General features: G+C 69.8%; 18 protein-coding genes. 9 read left to right on the forward strand and 9 right to left on the reverse strand.

Annotated elements, in window-relative coordinates; all coding sequences use genetic code 11:
* Positions 1 to 113: 113 nt before the first annotated feature.
* The 4 genes from ABR738_RS20390 (at position 114) to pknB (ending at position 6,714) form a co-directional block, all read left to right on the forward strand.
* On the forward strand, positions 114 to 1,595 hold the full coding sequence (locus ABR738_RS20390) for a Stp1/IreP family PP2C-type Ser/Thr phosphatase (protein ID WP_350231421.1): 1,482 nt from the start codon (positions 114 to 116) through the stop codon (positions 1,593 to 1,595).
* A 26-nt stretch (positions 1,596 to 1,621) separates the two neighbouring features.
* Positions 1,622 to 3,037, forward strand: coding sequence for an FtsW/RodA/SpoVE family cell cycle protein (locus ABR738_RS20395; protein WP_350231422.1), 1,416 nt, complete (start codon positions 1,622 to 1,624; stop codon positions 3,035 to 3,037).
* Complete coding sequence (locus tag ABR738_RS20400; RefSeq protein ID WP_350231423.1) at positions 3,034 to 4,497, forward strand: penicillin-binding transpeptidase domain-containing protein; 1,464 nt, start codon at positions 3,034 to 3,036, stop codon at positions 4,495 to 4,497. Before ABR738_RS20395 ends, ABR738_RS20400 begins: the two co-directional genes overlap by 4 nt.
* A gap of 186 nt (positions 4,498 to 4,683) precedes the next feature.
* Entirely contained in the window at positions 4,684 to 6,714 is a 2,031-nt protein-coding gene (pknB, locus tag ABR738_RS20405) for a Stk1 family PASTA domain-containing Ser/Thr kinase (RefSeq protein ID WP_350231424.1), read from the forward strand.
* Positions 6,715 to 6,817: 103 nt separating this feature from the next.
* Here the strand turns inward: pknB and ABR738_RS20410 are convergent, their stop codons facing one another.
* The 6 genes from ABR738_RS20410 to ABR738_RS20435 all read right to left on the reverse strand — a co-directional run bounded on the left by ABR738_RS20410 (position 6,818) and on the right by ABR738_RS20435 (position 11,191).
* The gene (locus tag ABR738_RS20410; protein ID WP_350234667.1) at positions 6,818 to 7,558 is read right to left on the reverse strand and encodes a class E sortase; all 741 of its coding nucleotides are present in this window, start codon (positions 7,556 to 7,558) and stop codon (positions 6,818 to 6,820) included.
* A 26-nt stretch (positions 7,559 to 7,584) separates the two neighbouring features.
* The gene (locus ABR738_RS20415; RefSeq protein WP_350231425.1) at positions 7,585 to 8,814 is read right to left on the reverse strand and encodes a class E sortase; all 1,230 of its coding nucleotides are present in this window, start codon (positions 8,812 to 8,814) and stop codon (positions 7,585 to 7,587) included.
* A complete protein-coding gene (locus ABR738_RS20420; protein WP_350231426.1) occupies positions 8,811 to 9,449 on the reverse strand; it encodes an aminodeoxychorismate/anthranilate synthase component II in 639 nt (212 codons plus the stop codon). Before ABR738_RS20420 ends, ABR738_RS20415 begins: the two co-directional genes overlap by 4 nt.
* The gene (locus ABR738_RS20425) at positions 9,446 to 9,625 is read right to left on the reverse strand and encodes a hypothetical protein (protein WP_120722459.1); all 180 of its coding nucleotides are present in this window, start codon (positions 9,623 to 9,625) and stop codon (positions 9,446 to 9,448) included. Before ABR738_RS20425 ends, ABR738_RS20420 begins: the two co-directional genes overlap by 4 nt.
* Positions 9,626 to 9,693: 68 nt before the next feature.
* A complete protein-coding gene (locus tag ABR738_RS20430) occupies positions 9,694 to 10,389 on the reverse strand; it encodes a class E sortase (protein WP_350231427.1) in 696 nt (231 codons plus the stop codon).
* A gap of 22 nt (positions 10,390 to 10,411) precedes the next feature.
* Positions 10,412 to 11,191 carry a DUF881 domain-containing protein gene (locus ABR738_RS20435; RefSeq protein ID WP_350231428.1) on the reverse strand — a complete coding sequence of 260 codons (780 nt, stop codon included), beginning with the start codon at positions 11,189 to 11,191 and terminating at the stop codon, positions 10,412 to 10,414.
* A 137-nt stretch (positions 11,192 to 11,328) separates the two neighbouring features.
* Here ABR738_RS20435 and crgA point away from each other — a divergent pair, with 137 nt between their 5' ends.
* Complete coding sequence (crgA, locus tag ABR738_RS20440) at positions 11,329 to 11,583, forward strand: cell division protein CrgA (RefSeq protein WP_350231429.1); 255 nt, start codon at positions 11,329 to 11,331, stop codon at positions 11,581 to 11,583.
* A gap of 311 nt (positions 11,584 to 11,894) precedes the next feature.
* On the opposite strand, the gene ABR738_RS20445 is transcribed toward crgA, so the two are convergent.
* Together ABR738_RS20445 and ABR738_RS20450 are read right to left on the reverse strand one after the other, a co-directional pair.
* On the reverse strand, positions 11,895 to 12,785 hold the full coding sequence (locus ABR738_RS20445) for a rhomboid family intramembrane serine protease (protein WP_350231430.1): 891 nt from the start codon (positions 12,783 to 12,785) through the stop codon (positions 11,895 to 11,897).
* Between the two features lie 84 nt (positions 12,786 to 12,869).
* A complete protein-coding gene (locus tag ABR738_RS20450; RefSeq protein ID WP_350231431.1) occupies positions 12,870 to 13,403 on the reverse strand; it encodes a peptidylprolyl isomerase in 534 nt (177 codons plus the stop codon).
* Positions 13,404 to 13,719: 316 nt separating this feature from the next.
* Here ABR738_RS20450 and ABR738_RS20455 point away from each other — a divergent pair, with 316 nt between their 5' ends.
* The gene (locus ABR738_RS20455) at positions 13,720 to 14,427 is read left to right on the forward strand and encodes a DUF5324 family protein (RefSeq protein WP_350231432.1); all 708 of its coding nucleotides are present in this window, start codon (positions 13,720 to 13,722) and stop codon (positions 14,425 to 14,427) included.
* 385 nt (positions 14,428 to 14,812) lie between these two features.
* On the opposite strand, the gene ABR738_RS20460 is transcribed toward ABR738_RS20455, so the two are convergent.
* Positions 14,813 to 15,853, reverse strand: coding sequence for a ScbA/BarX family gamma-butyrolactone biosynthesis protein (locus ABR738_RS20460; protein WP_502964118.1), 1,041 nt, complete (start codon positions 15,851 to 15,853; stop codon positions 14,813 to 14,815).
* A 97-nt stretch (positions 15,854 to 15,950) separates the two neighbouring features.
* Between ABR738_RS20460 and ABR738_RS20465 the strand changes: the two genes are divergently transcribed.
* From ABR738_RS20465 to ABR738_RS20475, 3 genes are all read left to right on the forward strand, one after another.
* The gene (locus ABR738_RS20465; protein ID WP_350231434.1) at positions 15,951 to 16,565 is read left to right on the forward strand and encodes a ScbR family autoregulator-binding transcription factor; all 615 of its coding nucleotides are present in this window, start codon (positions 15,951 to 15,953) and stop codon (positions 16,563 to 16,565) included.
* Positions 16,562 to 17,488 carry an NAD-dependent epimerase/dehydratase family protein gene (locus ABR738_RS20470; protein ID WP_350231435.1) on the forward strand — a complete coding sequence of 309 codons (927 nt, stop codon included), beginning with the start codon at positions 16,562 to 16,564 and terminating at the stop codon, positions 17,486 to 17,488. The genes ABR738_RS20465 and ABR738_RS20470 overlap by 4 nt, the downstream gene beginning before the upstream one ends.
* 126 nt (positions 17,489 to 17,614) lie before the next feature.
* The gene (locus tag ABR738_RS20475; RefSeq protein ID WP_350231436.1) at positions 17,615 to 18,811 is read left to right on the forward strand and encodes an IS701 family transposase; all 1,197 of its coding nucleotides are present in this window, start codon (positions 17,615 to 17,617) and stop codon (positions 18,809 to 18,811) included.
* Positions 18,812 to 18,829 lie beyond the last annotated feature (18 nt).

Raw genomic sequence — 18,829 nt, forward strand, 5'->3', positions numbered from 1 at the left:
CGGAGCGAGCGAGCCGCGGCGGTCCCCAGGGACCGGGGCGGGTTTCCGACCGGAGGGTGGGCAGTGTGGCTCGACATGACCGGCCGTACCCCGAGCCGACAGGCGAGGTGCGCATGAGTCTGTCCCTGCGTTTTGCGGCCGGATCGCACAAAGGCATGATCCGCGAGGGGAACGAGGACTCCGGTTACGCCGGGCCTCGTCTTTTGGCGATTGCCGACGGCATGGGCGGTCAGGCCGCCGGTGAGGTCGCCTCCTCCGAGGTGATCTCCACGCTGGTCACGCTCGACGACGACGTTCCCGGCTCCGACATCCTCACGTCGCTCGGCACCGCCGTGCAGCGGGCCAACGACCAGCTGCGCATGATGGTCGAGGAGGACCCCCAGCTGGAGGGCATGGGCACCACGCTCACCGCCCTGCTGTGGACGGGGCAGCGCCTGGGCCTGGTGCACGTCGGTGACTCGCGTGCCTATCTGCTGCGCGACGGCGTCCTCACCCAGATCACCCAGGACCACACCTGGGTGCAGCGCCTGGTGGACGAGGGTCGCATCACCGAGGAAGAGGCCACCACCCACCCGCAGCGCTCGCTCCTGATGCGCGCCCTGGGCAGCGGCGATCACGTCGAGCCCGACCTGTCGATCCGTGAAGTGCGTTCCGGCGACCGGTACTTGATCTGTTCCGACGGCCTGTCGGGCGTGGTCTCCCATCAGACGATGGAGGAGACCCTGGCCAGCTACCAGGGCCCGCAGGAGACCGTTCAGGAACTGATCCAGCTCGCGCTGCGCGGCGGCGGGCCCGACAACATCACGGTGATCATCGCCGATGTGCTCGACGTCGACTCCGGTGACACCCTGGCGGCCCAGCTCAATGACACGCCGGTCATCGTCGGCGCGGTCGCCGAGAACCAGCTGCAACTGAACGACGGCGGGGCCATGCAGACCCCTGCGGGCCGCGCCTCCGGGCTCGGCCGCCCCGCGCCGACGCCCCAGGGCGGCTTCGGCCCGCCCGGCAGCGGCGAGGACAGTGGGTATGCCAGTCCGCCCGACGGCGCGTTCGGCGCGTACACGGACGAGGACTTCGTCAAGCCGAGCCGACGGCGCGGCAAGGGGCCCTGGATCCGCAGATCCCTCTACATCGTGCTGGCCCTCGCGGTCGTCGGCGGCGGTCTGTACGGCGGCTACCGCTGGACGCAGACGCAGTACTTCATCGGCACCAACAGCGACGGCGCTCCGCATGTGGCGCTGTACCGGGGCATCAGCCAGGACCTGGCGTGGGTGAAGCTGTCCAAGGTGGAGACCGATCACCCCGAGATCGAACTCAAGTACCTCCCGCAGTACCAGCAGAACCAGATCGACTCGACCATCGCCGCGAGCAGCCTCGACAAGGCGCAGGCCAAGATCAAGGAGTTCGCGACGCAGGCGTCCGCCTGCAAGAAGGAGGAGGAGCGCCGGGCTGCCGAGGGCAACAACACCTCCAAGCCCGGCACCGGTGCCACCGGCGCCCCGTCCGACAAGACCACCACCACCGCATCTCCCACACCCGGCCCCAGCCTCTCGGAGGACGAGCAGAAGCTGGTCTCGCAGTGCGGTAAGCAGTAGGCAGCCGTAGGGGGCCTTTCCACATCATGAGCGTTGTCACCAACACGACCACCATTGGCGCGATCGAAGCACCGAGCCGCCGCAACACCGAGCTGGCCCTGCTTGTCTTCGCCGTGGCCATCCCGGTGTTCGCGTACGCCAATGTGGGGCTCGCCATGACCGGCTCGCTGCCCTCGGGCATGCTCGGTTACGGTCTGGGCCTCGGCATGATGGCGGGTGTCGCGCACCTGGTGGTGCGCAAGTTCGCCAAGTACGCCGACCCGCTGTTCCTGCCGCTCGCCACGCTGCTGAACGGTTTGGGCCTGGTCCTCATCTGGCGCCTCGACCAGTCGCCGCGGCTGATCACGCAGGCCAAGCGGGCCTATGGAGCGTTCAGCCCGTCCGCGCCCCACCAGCTGATGTTCTCGGCGCTGGGGGTGGCCCTGTTCATCGGGGTGCTGCTGCTCGTCAAGGACCACCGCGTCCTTCAGCGCTACACCTACATCTCCATGTTCGTGGCGATGCTGCTGCTGATCCTGCCGATGTTCTTCCCGGCGAAGTTCGGCGCCCGTATCTGGATCACGATTCCGGGGCTCGGTTCGATCCAGCCCGGCGAGTTCGTGAAGATCATCCTGGCGGTGTTCTTCGCCGGCTACCTCATGGTGAAGCGGGACGCGCTGGCGCTGGCCAGCCGTCGTTTCATGGGGATCTACCTGCCGCGCGGACGCGACCTCGGCCCGATCCTCGTGGTCTGGGCGATGTCCATCCTGATCCTCGTCTTCGAGACCGACCTCGGCACCTCGCTGCTGTTCTTCGGCCTCTTCGTGATCATGCTGTACGTGGCGACCGAGCGGACCAGCTGGATCGTGTTCGGTCTGCTGATGTCGGCGGTGGGCGCGGTCGGCGTCGCCTCCTTCGAGTCGCACGTCAAGGCGCGTGTCACGGCCTGGATGGACCCGTTCGCCTGCTACAAGACGAGCGGCGCCTGCGAGCAGATCGGTAACGCGATCATGTCGTTCGGCTCGGGTGGCACGCTGGGCACCGGGCTCGGCCAGGGCCACTCCGACCTCATCGGGTTCGCCGCCAACGCCGACTTCATCCTCTCCACCGTCGGTGAGGAGCTGGGCCTGGCCGGAATGATGGCGCTGCTCCTGATCTACGGCCTGATCGTGGAACGGGGCGTGCGCACCGCACTCGCGGCCCGTGACCCGTTCGGCAAGCTGCTCGCCATCGGCTTGTCCGGTGCCCTGGCGCTCCAGGTCTTCGTGGTGGCCGGCGGTGTGATGGGCCTGATCCCCCTGACCGGTATGACGATGCCGTTCCTCGCGGCCGGTGGTTCGTCCGTCATCGCCAACTGGGCGCTGATCGGCATCCTGATCCGGATCAGCGACACCGCCCGTCGTCCCGCTCCGGCCCCCGCCCCGTCCCCCGACGCCGAGATGACTCAGGTGGTCCGCCCGTGAACAAGCCCCTGCGCCGGATCGCGATCTTCTGCGGGCTGCTCATCCTCTCGCTGATGATCCGCGACAACTGGCTCCAGTACGTCCGGGCCGACGAGTTGAACGCCAACGACTTCAATCGCCGGGTCCAGATCGAGCGGTTCGCCCACGAGCGCGGCAACATCATCACGGCCGACGGCCAGACGATCACCGGCTCCACGGAGACCACGGGCACCGACTTCAAGTACAAGCGGTCCTGGAAGGACGGCCCCATGTGGGCGCCGGTCACCGGATTCGCCTCCCAGGTCTTCGACGCCACCCAGTTGGAGAAGATCGAGGACGGCATCCTCTCCGGCACCGACAACCGGCTCTTCTTCGACCGCACGCTGTCGATGTTCACGGGTGAGAAGAAGCAGGGCGGCAACGTCGTCACCACCTTGAACAGCGCCGCTCAGAAGGCCGCTTTCCAGGGGCTCGGCGACAAGAAGGGCGCGGTCGCGGCGATCAACCCACAGACCGGCGCCATCCTGGCGCTGGCCTCGACGCCTTCCTACGACCCCTCGGTGTTCGCGGGCAGCAGCAACAAGGACAGCCAGGCCTACAAGACGCTGCTGGACGACAAGAACAGCCCCCTCCTGAACCGGGCGCTGCGCCAGACCTACCCGCCCGGCTCCACCTTCAAGGTGGTCACCGCCGCCGCGGCCCTGGAGAACGGCCTGTACTCCAGCATCGACGAGCCGACGAAGTCGCCGGTGCCCTACACCCTGCCGGACACTGCCAGCAAGCCTCTGAACAACGAGGGCAACATCCCCTGTGAGAACGCCACGCTCAAGGTGGCTCTCCAGTGGTCCTGCAACACCGTCTTCGGCAAGATCAGCGCCGACCTGGGCAACGAGAAGATGAAGGCCGAGGCCGAGAAGTTCGGCTTCAACAAGCAGATCTTCAACCCCGTGCGCACCGAAGCCAGCATCTACCCGAAGGACAACCGCCCGCAGAACGCCATGGCGGGCATCGGGCAGGCCTCCAACCGCGCGACCCCGCTCCAGATGGCCATGGTCGCCGCCGCGGTCGCCAACGACGGCAAGCTGATGAAGCCGTACATGGTCGACACGCTCCAGGCCCCGAACGTTGACGTGCTCTCCAAGACCCAGCCGGAGCAGATGAGCCAGCCGATGTCGGCCGCCACCGCTCAGAAGCTCCAGAAGATGATGGAGTTCGTCGTCACCGACGGCACCGGCACCAGCGCCCAGATCCCCGGCGTGACGGTCGGCGGCAAGACCGGTACCGCCCAGCACGGCGTGGACAACAAGGACAACCCGTACGCCTGGTTCATCTCCTACGCGAAGTCGGGGGACGGCTCCCCGGTCGCGGTCGCCGTGGTCATCGAAGGCTCCGACACGACCCGTGACGACATCGCGGGCGGCAAGCTCGCCGCGCCCATCGCCAGGGGCGTCATGAAGGCGGTACTCGACGGCAAGAAGTGACCGGGCTGTTTCACGTGAAACGGCCGTCCGTTTCACGTGAAACATCACACGTGCCCTGTACCGGTCCGGTATCAGGTAACGGCCGCGAGCTGACGGGCTTGCGGTGCCCGGTAGCGTATGCGCGAACAGCACACCGCCGGACCACCCATGGGTACGGTCGGGACAACGGAGAGGGCTGGATTAGCTATGGAAGAGCCGCGTCGCCTCGGCGGCCGGTACGAGCTGGGCCAGGTGCTCGGCCGTGGTGGCATGGCCGAGGTCTACCTCGCGCACGACACCCGGCTCGGCCGCACCGTCGCCGTGAAGACGCTGCGGGCCGACCTCGCCCGCGACCCGTCCTTCCAGGCCCGGTTCCGCCGTGAGGCCCAGTCGGCCGCCTCGCTCAACCACCCGGCGATCGTCGCTGTCTACGACACCGGCGAAGACTACGTCGACAACGTCTCCATCCCGTACATCGTGATGGAGTACGTCGACGGTTCGACCCTGCGTGAGCTGCTGCACTCCGGGCGCAAGCTGCTGCCCGAGCGCACCCTGGAAATGACCATCGGCATCCTCCAGGCCCTGGAGTACTCGCACCGCAACGGCATCGTCCACCGCGACATCAAGCCCGCGAACGTCATGCTGACGCGCACCGGCCAGGTCAAGGTCATGGACTTCGGCATCGCCCGCGCCATGGGCGACTCCGGCATGACGATGACGCAGACCGCCGCCGTGATCGGCACCGCCCAGTACCTCTCCCCCGAGCAGGCCAAGGGCGAGCAGGTCGACGCGCGAAGCGACCTGTACTCGACCGGCTGCCTGCTGTACGAGCTGCTCACCGTCCGGCCCCCCTTCGTCGGGGACTCTCCGGTCGCGGTGGCCTACCAGCACGTGCGCGAGGAGCCGCAGCCCCCTTCGAACTTCGACTCCGAGATCACGCCCGAGATGGACGCCATCGTCCTCAAGGCACTGGTCAAGGACCCCGACTACCGCTACCAGTCGGCGGACGAGATGCGCGCCGACATCGAGGCCTACCTCGACGGCCAGCCCGTCGCCGCCACCGCCACCCTGGGCGCGGTCGGCTACGGCAACGGGCACGGCTACAACAACGGTTACGGCAACGACCAGGCGACGGCCGCGCTGCGCCAGGCGGACCCGGGCGGCGGTGGCCAGACGTCGATGCTGCCGCCGGTCAGCCCCGACGACGGCGGATACGGCTACGACGACCGCCCCGACAGGCGGCGGCAGAACCAGAAGAAGTCCCACACCTCGACGGTCCTGCTGATCCTGGCGGGCGTCCTGGTCCTGGTCGGCGCGATCCTGATCGGCAAGTCCGTCTTCAACGGCAACGCCGACAGCACCACGGTGAATGTTCCCCAGCTCGTCGGCAGCAGCCAGGGCGACGCGGAGAAAATGGCGACCAACGCCGGCGTCAAGATGTCCGTGTCCAAGAACGAGCCGTGCGCGGACCAGCCCAAGGGCAACATCTGCACCCAGGCCCCCGCCAACGGCACCATGAAGAAGGGCGACACGGTCACGGTCACCGTCTCCACGGGCGCGCCGAAGATCGAGGTCCCGGACGTCACGCAGAAGGACAAGGACAGCGCCACTCAGTACCTGCAGAGCAAGGGCTTCCAGGTGAAGACCAAGGAGGTCGAGTCCGGCTCGACGCCGGGCACGGTCGTCAGCCAGGAGCCGACAGGCGGCTCGCAGGCGGAGAAGAACTCGACGGTCACGCTCTCGATCGCCAAGAAGCAGACCACGAATCTGCCCAACGTGGTGAACAAGGACTACACGGCGGCGGTCCAGCAGCTCAGCGCCCTCGGCTTCACCAACGTCTCCCGCCAGGACGTCGACAACGACAAGCCGCTCAACCAGGTCGTCTCCATGACCCCGAGTGGCGACACCAGTCAGCCCAAGGACGTCCAGATCGTCCTGCGCGTCTCCAAGGGCCCGCAGACGCCGACGCCCCCGGCGACGGGCGGCCAGGCGCAGATCCCCCTCAACATCGTCGGGATGACGGTGAAGAAGGCGACGCAGACGCTGAACGAGGCCGGCTTCAGCAACATCCAGTTCACTCAGGGCAGTTCGAATGACGACAAGGCGCACGTCATGATCGTGACGCCCGGTCCGGGCACCACGGCCGACCCGAACCAGCCGGTCACGCTGACCACGATCGGCGGCGGTGGCGGCGGCCAGAACGACAACGGGGGCAACAACCCCTTCGACGGCCTTTAGACGACCCCCCGAGCCGCCGCCGCCCGGCGGTGACAGCGACGGAGCCCCGGCACCCTTGGACAGGGTGCCGGGGCTCCATGCCGACGCGGACCAACCGGCGGCGCTAGGAACGCAGTTCGGCCGGGGGCGTCCGCTGGGCGTCGACCTTCTCCGTGCGTACCAGCTCGCCCCACACGATGTAGCGGTACTTCGAGGTGTAGACCGGGGTGCACGTCGTCAGGGTGATGTACTGGCCGGGCTTCTTGACGCCCGAGCCCTTGGGGACCGGTTGCAGCACGTCGACGTTGTACTTCGAGGTCTCGGGCAGCTCGGCGAACACCTTGTAGACGTACCAGGTGTCCTTGGTCTCGAAGACGACGGGATCGCCGTTCTTCAGCTTGTCGATGTTGTGGAACTTGGCGCCGTGGCCGTCCCGGTGGGCGGCGAGCGTGAAGTTTCCGCTGGTGCCCGCGGTCGGCAGGGTCGCCTTGACCGGGTCCAGGTAGTAGCCGGCCACACCGTCGTTGAGGATGTCGGTGTCCGTGCCCTTCTTGACCAGCACCTCGCCGTTCCTCATCGCGGGGACGTGCAGGAAGCCGATGCCGCCCTTGGTGTCGAGCGCGCCGGGACCGGTGGCGCTCGCCCAGTGGCGGCGCACGCTGTCGCCCTGGGCGGAGGCCTCGCGGTCGGCCATGACGTTCGTCCACCACAGCGAGTAGACGACGAACAGGCCGAGCAGGACGCCCCCGGTAATGAGGAGTTCGCCCAGGACGCTGATGGCGGCGGCGACGGCCCTGCGCCCGCTCCGGGTCCCGGCGGGACCGGGCGTGCCCGTCCGCTCGTCGTGGTCGGTCTCCGTGGCCACCGCACCCGCCCCTGCTGTCCGTTCGGTCATCCCACGAGCGCGTCGGGCTTGCCCTTGCTGCGCGGTCGGTCGTCGACCATCTTGCCCCACACGATCAGACGGTAGGTACTCGTGAATTCCGGTGTGCAGGTCGTCAGCGTCAGATAGCGGCCGGGCTTGGTGAAGCCCGATCCGGTGGGGATCGGCTTGAGCACCGAGACGTTGGACGGCGGGGTCTGCGGGAGCTCGCTGGTGATCTCGTAGGTGTAGTACGCGTCCTGCGTCTCCACCACCACCTTGTCGCCCGCCTTGAGACGGTTGATGTAACGGAAGGGCTCGCCATGGGTGTTGCGGTGAGCGGCGACCGCGAAGTTGCCGGTGGCGTCCGACGGCATGGCCGTCTTCAGGCCCGCCTCGTCGTAGTGGCCGATCATGCCCTTGTCCAGGACCTTGGACTTGCTGGTGCCCTGGGCGATCGGCGCGACGATGTCGAGCTTGGGGATGTGCATGATGGCGAAGCCCTGGCCCGGTGCGAACGCGTCGGGTTTGCGGCCGTCCGCCCAGCCCTGAGTGATCTTCTTGGTGGCGCTGCCGGCTTCCTGGTGGGCGCGGACGTTGGTCCACCACAGCTGGTACGTCACGAACAGGAGCATCACCACGCCCAGCGTGATGAACGCCTCGCCCAGGACCCGGCTGGCGATCACCGCCGGGCTTTCCTTGCGTGCCTTGGCCGCGCGGCGCGCCTCGGCCCGCGTCAGCCGGCGCCCGTCCTGCGCGGGGGCCGGCGAGGGGGCCGGCGCGGCGGCCCGGGCGGGGGTCGCGCGCCGCTTGCCCTTGGCGGCCTTGCGCCGTTCGGCGCGGCCGCCGGTGGCCGGAGGGACCGCGGAAGCCCCGGCGGCCCCGGTGGCGGGCGGGGCGGTTATCGCCTCGAAGACGGCGGTCGCCGCCTCGGCCGGGGCGCCCTCGCCCGGTATCGGGGTCGGGGCGGGAGCGGCCGGCTGCGCCAGGGGCTCCTGCGCGGGGTACCAGGGCCGCTGACCGGCGGCGGAGGACGGCTCGTACCACTCCTGGGGCGCCGCCGGAGCGGGCTCGTACACCTGCGGGCCCGGCGCGGGCCCGGCCGGGCGGGGCCGCGGCGGTGGCTCGGATACGGGCTCCTGTACGGGGGCTGAGGCGCCGGGCGCCGGGTTGCCGGACCGGAACCAGGGGGATCCCTCGGCTGGAGGCAGGGGGTCCGTCAGCGGGTCGTACTCGTGCTCCGGTCGCGCCGGAGTCACGCCGCAGCCTTGCCCACCACCGGCGCGAGCCCCGCCGAACGCCCCACGGCGCCGGTGTCCCCGCAGCGGACCAGCCAGTTGGCGAGCATCCGGTGGCCGTGCTCGGTCAGCACCGACTCGGGGTGGAACTGGACGCCCTCGACCGGCAGTTCACGGTGGCGCAGCCCCATGATGATGCCGTCCTCGGTGCGGGCGGTGACCTCGAGCTCGGCCGGCAGGGTGGCCGGCTCGGCGGCCAGCGAGTGGTAGCGGGTCGCGGTGAACGGGGAGGGCAGACCGGAGAAGACCCCCGCGCCCTGGTGCAGCACCGGCGACGTCTTGCCGTGCAGCAGCTCGGGGGCGCGGCCCACGACGCCGCCGTAGGCGACCATCATCGACTGCATGCCGAGGCAGACGCCGAAGACGGGGACGCCGGTGGTGGCGCAGTGACGCACCATGTCGACGCAGACACCCGCCTGTTCGGGGGTGCCGGGGCCGGGGGAGAGCAGGACGCCGTCGAAGTTGTCCTGTGCGTGGCCGAGCGACACCTCGTCGTTGCGGACGACCTCGCACTCGGCACCCAGCTGGTACAGGTACTGGACGAGGTTGAAGACGAAGCTGTCGTAATTGTCCACTACGAGAATGCGCGCGTTCATCGGGCCGTCGTCCCCATCCCCTGGTCCACCGTCACGTCGTTGAACGGGAGCAGCGGCTCCGCCCACGGGAAGACGTACTGGAAAAGCACATAGACGATCACGAGCACCATCGCGAGCGAAATGAGCGCTCGCAGCCACGCGTTGCCCGGCAGATGCCGCCAGATCCAGCCGTACATGCCGTCCCCGCTGTCCCTTCCGACGATCGTTACGGGACCAGAGTAAGGGCCGGGGCTGTGCGGTGGGGTCAGCCGTCCAAAGCCGGGGGCTCGCCACGCGTCACGGGCTGGGTGGAGTCGAGGTGTCCCCAGGCGATCAGACGGTGGCTGCTGCCCCACTCCGGGTCGCAGGTGGTGAGGGTCAGATAGCGGCCGGGGGAGCGGAAGGGCGACTCGGCGGGGACGGCGTCGAGGACTCCGATGTCGCCGGGCACGGTCCGCAGGGGCCGGTTGTCGATGCGGTAGGTGTACCAGGTGGTGTCGTCGCGCAGGACGACCGCGTCGCCCGGCCGCAGGTCGGGGAAGTCCTTGAACGGGTCGCCGTAGGTGCGCCGGTGGCCGGCGACCGCGAAGTTGCCCTGGTCACCGAGCCGGGCCGTGTTCGCGTAGTGGCCGAGGCCTTTCTGGAGGTCCTTGACGGCGGTGCCCTCCAGGACGGGTCTGTGCCAGGCGCGGCCGAGCCGGGGGATGTACATGACGGCGAAGGAGCGGCCCTCGCCATAGGCGGCGGGAGCGGGGGCGGGGCCCGGCCGGGGCGCGGCCGGGTGGGGCCCGGGGCTCTGGGCCACCGCCCACCGCTCCCGCAGGCCGGCCATCTGGTCGCCCGCGGCGTCGTCGGCCTTCACGCCCGTCCAGTACAGGAGGTAGACGACGAACAGGACGATCACCGAACCGACGGTGACGCAGAGTTCGCTGAGGGACCTGACGACGACCCGTACGGACATCGGCGGTGCCCCCTTCGCGCCGCTACTGCACCGGTTTCGCGTAGTGGAGATCCACTGTGCCCGAGTAGGCCGGCAGAGTCATCGTCTTGTGCTCGTCGACTTTCCAGCCCAGCCCGTAGGCCTTCACATAGAGCTGGTAGTTCTGGATCGCCGGGGAGGCGTTCAGGGCCGCGCGCAGCTTTCCGGTGCTGCCGACCGCGGTGATCTTGTATGGGGGTGAGTAGACGCGCCCTTGGAGGATCAGGGTGTTGCCGACGCAGCGGACCGCGCTGGTGGCGATCAGCCGCTGGTCCATGACCTGGATGCCCTGGGCGCCGCCCTGCCACAGGGCGTTGACCACGGCTTGCAGGTCCTGCTGGTGGATGACGAGGTCGTTGGCCTGCGGGGCGGGGTAGCCGGGGGCCGCGGTGGCGTTGGGCGGGGCGTCGTTGAGCGTGACGGTGAGCCCCTTGCCGGAGACGGGCGCGGTGCCGGAGGCGTCCTTGAGGCCGTTGAGGAGCTGGTCCTCGGCCTTGGTGGAGCCGTCGTCGCGCTGGGCGAGCCCGTCCACGTCGGCGCGCAGGGCGGCCGTGGAGTCGCCGAGCTCCTTGTTCTTGTGGTCGCGCTGCTTGATCAGGTCCGACAGCTTCAGGAGCGAGGCGTCGGTGCGGATGTTGGTGCCCTTGGCCGTGTTGAAGCTGGTGACGAAGATGAGGCCGGCGAGGGCGAACACGGCGGCCGAGAGCAGCCGCACGGGGTGGCCGCGCAGCCGCCGCCGGGGCGGTTCGGGGACCCCGTCGGGGGAGTCGGCAGAATTGCTCAACGTACCCTTATCTCCTTCGGCGCCACGGAAGCACTACGCTAACGGACGCTTGGGGGAGGCTTCCCCCGCAGCCCCGTCCCCCGGCGCCGCCACAGTTCCCTGCGCGGTCACGCAGCGCATCGACAGGAGAGTTCCTCGTGCCGAAGTCACGTATCCGCAAGAAGGCCGATTTCACGCCGCCTCCGCCCAAGCAGGCGACCGCCCTCAAACTGGGCAACCGGGGCTGGGTGGCCCCGGTGATGCTGGCGCTGTTCCTCATCGGTCTCGCCTGGATCGTCCTCTTCTATGTCACCGAGGGCGATCTGCCGCTGAAGGCGCTCGGCAACTGGAACATCGTGGTCGGTTTCGGCTTCATCGCGGGTGGCTTCGGCGTCTCCACGCAGTGGAAGTAACGGCCGAAATCAAGCTCTGCCCCTAGTTATCCACAGCGCTATCCACGGGGAGTGGATAACTCAGACGATCTGTGGATAACTTCCGGGACGTTGACGCCGGTGTGACCGGCTCCGCCGCCCCCGTACACCCCTTGTGCCCCTTGCCCCGCCTGGAAGACCCAGGTCAGGAGCGAGGGGCACGGGTGTTCCCCACACAGTGCACAAGTTCGGGCACCCGCTGTGGACAACTCTGGGGAAAGCTCGTACCCGCCGTGTCGAGCGGGGTGTTCCGGGCGGAGGAAATTCAGGCGGCGTGGTTCTCTCGCGGCAGCTCAGATGAGTTCGGCGGTACGGATCAGGACAAGGGCCAGTGACGCCGCGAGCACCAGGACGCAGCTGCCCCACTGCGTGAGCGCGCGCCGGGGCGCGGGGGCGTGGACCATGCCGATGCCCACCAGGACGCCCGCGACCAGACCGCCCACGTGGGCCTGCCAGGCGATGCCCACCCACGGGTTGAACGTGAAGATCAGGTTGACCACGAGCAGCCCGATGACGGGCCGCATGTCGTACCTCATCCGCCGCATCAGCACCGCCATGGCGCCGAAGAGGCCGAAGATCGCGCCGGACGCGCCGAGCGAGGGCTCGTTGGAGGCGGCGAGCAGATACGTCAGTGCCCCGCCCGCGAGACCCGACACCATGTACAGCGCCAGATAGCGCGCCCGGCCGAGCGCGGCCTCCAACGGGCCGCCGAGCCACCACAGGCTGAGCATGTTGAAGGCGATGTGGGCGAAGCCTCCGTGCAGGAACATCGAGGTCAGCAGCCGGTACCACTGGCCCTCGGCGACGCCCTGCGGTCCGTCGAACCCCGGGATGCCGGCTCTGCCGATCAGGAAGAAGGCGTCGGTGAAGCGGTCGCCGACCGTCTGCTGCACCAGGAAGACCACGGCGTTGATCCCGATGAGGATCTTGGTGAGCAGTTGGGGATCGCCCGCGCGCAGGGCCCCGCCCGCCACCGTGCGCGGGCGGTTCGCGCCCGGCGCGTGGCCGGTGCCCGAGCCGGAACGCACACACTCGGGGCACTGGAAGCCGACGGACGCGCTGATCATGCACTGCGGGCAGATCGGCCGGGCGCAGCGCGCGCAGCTGATGCCGGTGTGCACCTCGGGGTGCCGGTAGCAGCCGGGCAGGCTCGACTGCCGTGCCTCGTCCTGGTCCTGGTTCATCGGGCTCCCTCGTCCTGGTGCAGCAGCTCCGCCCCGCTCGTCATACGCACGAGCGGGGCGGAAAGTTTCCTGCGGAGCCGGAGCTCAGCCTTCGCGGCTCTCCACGACGACCGACTCGATGACCACGTCGTTGACCGGGCGGTCGGTGCGCGGGTTGGTCTGGGCGGCGGCGATCTCGTCCACGACCTTGCGGCCGGCGTCGGTGGAGACCTCGCCGAAGATCGTGTGCTTGCGGGTCAGCCACGCGGTGGGCGACACGGTGATGAAGAACTGCGAGCCGTTGGTGGCCGGACCCGCGTTGGCCATGGCCAGCAGGTACGGCTTGTCGAAGCCGAGGTCCGGGTGGAACTCGTCGGCGAACTCGTAGCCCGGGCCGCCGGTGCCGTTGCCCAGGGGGTCGCCGCCCTGGATCATGAAGCCGCTGATCACGCGGTGGAAGACCGTGCCGTCGTACAGCGGGGCAGTGGTCTTCTCACCGGTCGCCGGGTGGGTCCATTCGCGCTCGCCCTTGGCGAGTTCCACGAAGTTCTTGACCGTCTTGGGTGCGTGGTTCGGCAGGAGCCGAATCTCGATGTCGCCCCGATTGGTCTTCAGGGTGGCGTAAAGCTGCTCGGCCACGATCTGCCTTCCTTAAAGCTCTGAAAAGGTCTGCACTGACGTCCCACGATCCTCCCACGGACCACGCCGACGGGTGGAAAAGCGCCTCGTTGACGACAGATACCCGCCGAACACCGCCGTACCGGCCCCAACCGTGGCATTGTCGTCCGCGAGCTTCCCCGAAGGACGACATTCCGTACCGCGTCCAGCGATTGCCCCAAAGACATGACGCCCACCCGGATGCCTTTGCGCACATGCCGGGTACCCGCAGGACAGGCATGATTTCGAGCTGGGTGGAAAGGCGACATACCGAACCGCCACCAAGGAGGAGGATCACGTGACCCGCATGGAGAGCGTGCGCGCCGCAACCGGATCGGCGAAGGAGAGCGTGCTGCACGCCGCGGAAGTGGTGGCGCCCTACGCCGATTCGGCCAGGCAGCAGGCCGCGCAGTACGCCCAGCACTACGCCCAGGAGGCACGCGTACGCGTGGCGCCCAAGGTGTCCAAGGCCGCGGCGCAGGCGCGCAGCCAGGCCAAGCAGCAGTACGACGCGCGTGTCGCGCCGCACGTGCCGCCGCGGATGGACGAGGTGGCCCACCAGGCGGCGGCGCGTTCCCGCCGGGCGGCCCGGCAGGCCGCCGAGTACGCCGCGCCGCGCGTGGAGCAGGCGGTCGCCGCCGCCCAGCCGCTGCGCGAGGAGGCCATGGCGCGCTCCACCGCGGCCCTCGCGGCGCTGCGCGGCCAGGTGACGCCGCGTGAGATCGAGAAGCTGGCGCGCAAGCACCGGCGCCGCGCGAGGAACGCGCGGTTCGCCAAGGGGGCCCTGGTCCTCGGCGTGCTGGCGGGTGGCGCGTTCGCCGCGTGGCGGTGGTGGGACAAGCAGGCCAACCCGGACTGGCTGGTCGAGCCCCCGGAGGCGACCGAGGTCGCCGACCGGCCGCCGCTCGCCTCGGTGGACGGCAGCGCGGACGTCCTCGACCCCGAGGTCCAGGCCAAGCAGGCGGAAGCGGAGGCGGACGCTACGGACGTCGAGGACGGCCGCTGAGCACGGCGCGCTCCGGCAGCGGCACACCGCCGTCGCCGGGCGCCGCGCGCGCCGACGGTACGGAACACCCGGGCGCCCCGGGCCTCATCAGGCCCGGGGCGCCCGTGGTGTGCGGTGGCCGGGGCGCGCGGAGTCGCCCGCCGCCCACAGTGGCCGCCCACCGCGCACACGGCCGCCCTTCGCCACGGGGCCGACGGTCACACACAGGCCCGCGAGCCCGTGCATCAAGCCGACGACCATCCCCAAGACCGTCCGCCGCGCACCGGCGCTCCGGCCACGCACAGGCCTCACGGCCACCTGCGAGCCCGGCGGGCACCCCGCCCGGGCCAGCGGGGATGGCCTGCCGGCCTGGGGCGCCCGGTTACCAGGACCCGCTCAACGTCTGCTAGGCGGGCAGCAGTTGTCCCTCTGCGGCCTGCTCGACGAGGTCGGCGGCCGTCGGGGCCTCGCTCGTCACCACCGCGGAGAACATCTCCCGGCCGGCCTGCCGTGCGACGACGCGCGTACGCACCCGGCCGCCCGCTTCGCCGGGCAGCACCGTGGCCTCGATCAGACACGGGCTGTCGAGCTCGACGTACTGCGTGAAGACCGATTCCATGCCAAGCACCGATACGCAGCGGTGCGGGCCGAGTGCCGCACGGGTCGCCTGGTGCGCGGCTTCGATCAGGAGGATGCCGGGGACGTGGTCGACGGGGTGGTCGAAGAGCACCGGGTGGCCGGTGTCGACCCGCAGCTGCCAGACCTGGCCGGAGTCGGTGGGTGAGAGCACCACGTCGTGGAAGCGGTCGCGGCCGACACGCTGCGGCGGCACGGGCGGGGCGAGCGGAAGGGTGCGGGCCACCGCGGCCGCGAGGTCGCCGTAGGCTCCGCGCAACCGCTGGTAGACGGCCGGCGGCTGGCTGGTGAAACGGGCGCGAGCGATGCCCAGATGCCGGCCGTCGCGGGTGGCGGTCACGTTCATCGTCAGGGCGGTGAGCCGGTCCCGGCGGCGGCGGACGTCACTGCACTCGATGCGCAGTTCGAGGCCGGCCGGGGTGGGCCCCACGGCCATCGTCCCGGGAGCGAGTTCGAAACTGAAATGGTCCCATATGAGGTGGTACCCGAAGGGGACATCATAGGCCAGATGGGACAGGAGCGGGATGGTCTGGCGCACGGTCTCGACGAAGAGGACCGGGTCGTACGTTCCCTCGCCGGGGGTGTAGAAGCCATGGCTGCGCGACCACTGGGCACCCACCAGGAACACGTCTTCGGTGACTTGGTGCCAACCGGTGAGCAGGACTTCCGCCAAGGCCTGCTTGTGGACGTATTGCCGCGGCACACACGTGGTGAAGGAGGGCACGGGGGCCTGCGCCACGGAAAGGGAGGCGTGCTGAGGAACGTACGGGGAGATGTACGGAGGGACGCAAGGAGGGACGTGCGGATGCATCACTAGCTTTCGGGACGGACTGTGGCACGGTCGTACAGACGGCAGTAAGATAAAAGGTGTTCGTTTTGTTTGTCGAGAGATGGCAAGAGACCGGCCGATGACGAAGCCCAGGCAGGCCCGGGCCTTGAAGACCCGCGCAGTGATCATCCGCGCGGCAGCCGAGGTCTTCGACGAGTTCGGCTTCAGCGGCGCGAGCATCAGCAAGATCACGAAGTGTGCCGACGCCACACAGGGGTCGGTGTACTTCCATTTCAAGTCCAAGGAGGACCTCGCCCGTGCCGTCATGCACGAGCAGGGCGAAGGGGTGGCGCTGCCCGAGGGTGAGGACGGGCTCCAGCGCCTCGTCAGCCTGACCTTCCACCTCGCGGTCGAGTTGCAGAGCAATGTCATGCTGCGCGCGGGGGTCCGGCTCGCCGTCGAGCAGGGCGAGTTCGGCGTCCAGGACGACAGCGCATACCAGAACTGGGTCGACCGGTTCCACGAGCAGCTCATCTTCGCCCGCGCCAGGGGCGAGCTGCTGCCCGAGGTGGACGAGCGGGAACTGGCCTGGGTCCTGGTGAGCTGTTACACCGGCACACAGCTCTTCTCGCAGATCTCCACCGGCCGCGCCGACCTGCTGCGGCGGATCGAGTCGCTCTGGCGCTACCTGCTGCCGGGCATCGCCACGGCCCAGGCGCGCGAGGCGCTGACGTTCGAGCCGGCCGGCGTGTGAGCGCGCCGCGGATCGTCCTCACCGGCGCCACCGGGTTCATCGGCTCCGCCGTCCTGCGCGAACTCGCCGGGCGGGCGGGGCGGGTACGCGCGCTGGCGCGGCGAGACGCCGGCTCGAGGCCGCCCGGCGTCGAATGGGTCAAGGGTGACCTCAGCGCCCCGGACTCGCTGCGCGGAATCTGCGACGGCGCCGACGTGCTGCTGCACCTGGCTTCCTGTGTGGGCTCCGACGCGGACCGGTGCGCGGCCGTCAACGAGCGTGGCAGCGCCGCGATCGCCGCGGAGGCGGTACGGGCCGGGGTGCCCCGCCTCGTCTCGCTGTCCACCACCGCCGTCTACGGGCCCGGGCCGCACGCCGGCCTCGATGTCGACGAGGTGCCCCCCGCCCCCGTCTCCCCCGCCAGTCGCACCCGCCTCGCCGGTGAGGTGCCCGTCCTCGCCGCCGGCGGCGTCGTCCTGCGGCCCGGTCTCGTCCTCGGCGCGGGAGACCGGTGGGTCGTGCCGGCCCTGGCCGAGTTCCTGCGCCGGGTGCCCGCCCGATGGGACGGCGGGCGGGCACTGCTGTCCGTGGTGGACGTCCGCGACCTGGCACGTCTGATCGCCGCGCTGACGGCCGGGACCGTACCGGGAGGGATCTATCACGCGAGCCACCCCGTGCCTGTGCGCAACGGGGAGCTCTTGGAGGCACTCGCCGGTCACGGGGTTCTGCCGCGGGCCGAGGCGGACTGGGACTGGGCGCGGTGCCTCACCGCGCTGCGGGAGTGTTCCGGGCAGGGCAGCGAGCGGCAGTTCTCCCTGTTGGCGCGGGACCACTGGTACCGGAGCGAGGCCGTGTGGTCCGCAGCCGGCATCGATCCGGGGCCCGGCTTCCTCGCCCGGTCAGCCGAGTCGGCCGGCTGGTACCGGGAGCGTCTCCAGCGTTGACCTGAGCGGCGAAACGGCCGGATTCCGGCTGCTTCTTGACTGCAAAACAAAATGGTCGATCTGTATTCTATCCGGTACCGCCGGGGCCATCCTCCGGCGGCACAGGCATCAGGAGGGGAAAGTACGATGGCCGTGCACAGCAGGCCTTACATCTCCCGCCCACAGACACCGGGCGACCTTGCTCCACTCGGCTCCTTCGTCGAGGAGGTCTTCGGCTACCTGCCCCGCGCCGACCAGCGGCGCTGGGCCCATGCCTATCTGGCGGGACTGCTGTCCACTCAGGGCAAGAAGACGGTCCGGCGCCTGGCGGCAGCCGTCACCCCCTCGCCCACGGCCTCGCAGTCGCTGTACCAGTTCGTCAACTCCAGCCCGTGGGACTGGGGTCCGGCCCTGCGGCACCTGGCCCATTGGAGCCTGCGCCGCTCCACGCCCCGCGCCTGGACTGTCGGCACGGCCGTCGTGCCCAAGCGGGGTGACCGCTCGGTCGGCGTGCACCGTCGCTTCGACCCGGCGTCGGGGCGCACCGTCAACTGCCAGGTCGGCGTGGGCATCTTCCTGTCCACCGACAGCGGCCCGGTCCCCCTGGGCTGGCGGATCCTGCTGCCGGCCCGCTGGTCGGACGATCCCGATCTGCGGGAGCGGACCCGGATACCGCGCACCAGCATGGTGAGCGAGCGGTCCCCGTCCGGCCAGGTGCTCGACCTCGTGCACACCCTCCACGCGCGGACGACCGCCACACCGCTGCCTGTCGTCGCGGACATGAGCGACGGTGCCGAGGCGGTTTCCCTGATCCGCGGCCTGGGCCGCATCGGCTGCGACTTCATCGTCGCCGTGCCGGGCACGCTGCCCGTCGTCCCGGGCGGACATCTGCGCAGCGAAGGCGCGTCCGTACCGCGCACCCTCGCGCCCGTACCCGTCCAGCGGCTGTTGCAGACACCGGACGGGTACGGCGACGCCCGCGGACAGCGGCCGCACGTCGCTCTGCTCCAACTGCCGGGGCACGCCGGCCCCGCGGCTGGCGAACCGCAGCACACCTACCGGGCGTTCACCGAGCACGACGCCGCCGAGCGTCCGCACGACCGGGTCTGGATCACGAACCTCACCCACCGACCCGAGCACCTGCTCACCCTCACCGGCCTCCAGTCCTGCACCACGACCGCGGTCCGCACGCTCGAGAGCGACTTCGGGCTCCGTGACTTCGAGGGCCGGTCCTTCCCCGGCTGGCACCACCACATGACGCTCGTCTCCGCCGCGTACGGCTTCGACCGGCTGGCCGGGTGGAGCCACCCCCAGCTGCGGTTCGTCGGGCGGCTCTCCGCCTGAGACGCGGAAGGCGGCGGG

Source organism: Streptomyces sp. Edi4, from assembly GCF_040253615.1.
In the GTDB taxonomy this organism is placed as follows: Bacteria; Actinomycetota; Actinomycetes; order Streptomycetales; family Streptomycetaceae; genus Streptomyces.